The 798-nt window shown below is 71.9% G+C and carries 1 protein-coding gene; it reads right to left on the bottom strand.

Features of this window, described 5'->3' with window-relative positions; translation table 11 throughout:
• On the bottom strand, positions 1-798 hold a 798-nt coding region (gene selD, locus ACTIFU_RS23880), incomplete at both ends, for a selenide, water dikinase SelD (protein WP_439580817.1).

Here is a 798-nt window from a genome sequence, read left to right as displayed (position 1 = left end):
CGCAGGCCCTCCTTGCGCAGGATGCGGTCGCGCGCGACCAGGCCGTTCAGCGCGAAGCCGAGCGAGAGCTCCGCGCCCTCGCTGGTATGCCCACCGACCAGCGCGCAGCCAGCCTCGCGCAGCACGTCGTTCGCACCCGCCATCATCGCCGCGAGATCCGCCTCCACCTTCGCCTCGAGCCCGTACGGCACGGTCGCGATTGCAAGTGCGGTGTGCGGTTCCGCGCCCATCGCGTAGAGGTCGCCGAGCGCGTGGTTCGCCGCGATCATACCGAACCGGAACGGATCATCGACGATCGCGCGGAAGTAGTCGACCGTGTGCACCGTGAGCTGCTTCCCGCCGGTGTCCACCACCGCGGCGTCGTCCGGCGCGTCGAGCCCGACCAGCACGTCCGGGTTCGGCGCCGGCTCGATCGCGCCGAGCGCGCGCGTCAGCACCGTCGCGCCCACCTTGGCGCCGCAGCCACCGCAGCGCATCGCGATCGCCGAGATGTCGCGCAGCGCCTGCTTATCCGCGAGCGGCGAGGCAGCTCCGGTGGGCGCCTGCGTCATCTCGGGCAGCTCGTTGAAGCGGCGCATGAAGCGCCGGTCGATCCAGTCCTTCCAGCGCCACACCCAGGCACCCTCGACGATAACGCCGTTGCGCGTCGCGATCGCGTAGGGCTCGCCGGTGCCGACGATGTAGAGCGCGTCGCGCTGCGGGCGATACGGGCGCAGGCGGCGGCCGGTCAGCACGGCGCGGATGTTGTCCGCAAGCACCGGTCCGGCGCGCACCGAGTAGACCCCCGAGCGCGGGATC

This window comes from Elioraea sp., from assembly GCF_051860475.1.
Classification (GTDB): domain Bacteria; phylum Pseudomonadota; class Alphaproteobacteria; order Acetobacterales; family Acetobacteraceae; genus Elioraea.
Note: the sequence above shows the minus strand (reverse complement) of the source record. Positions and strands in the feature narration are given on the sequence as shown.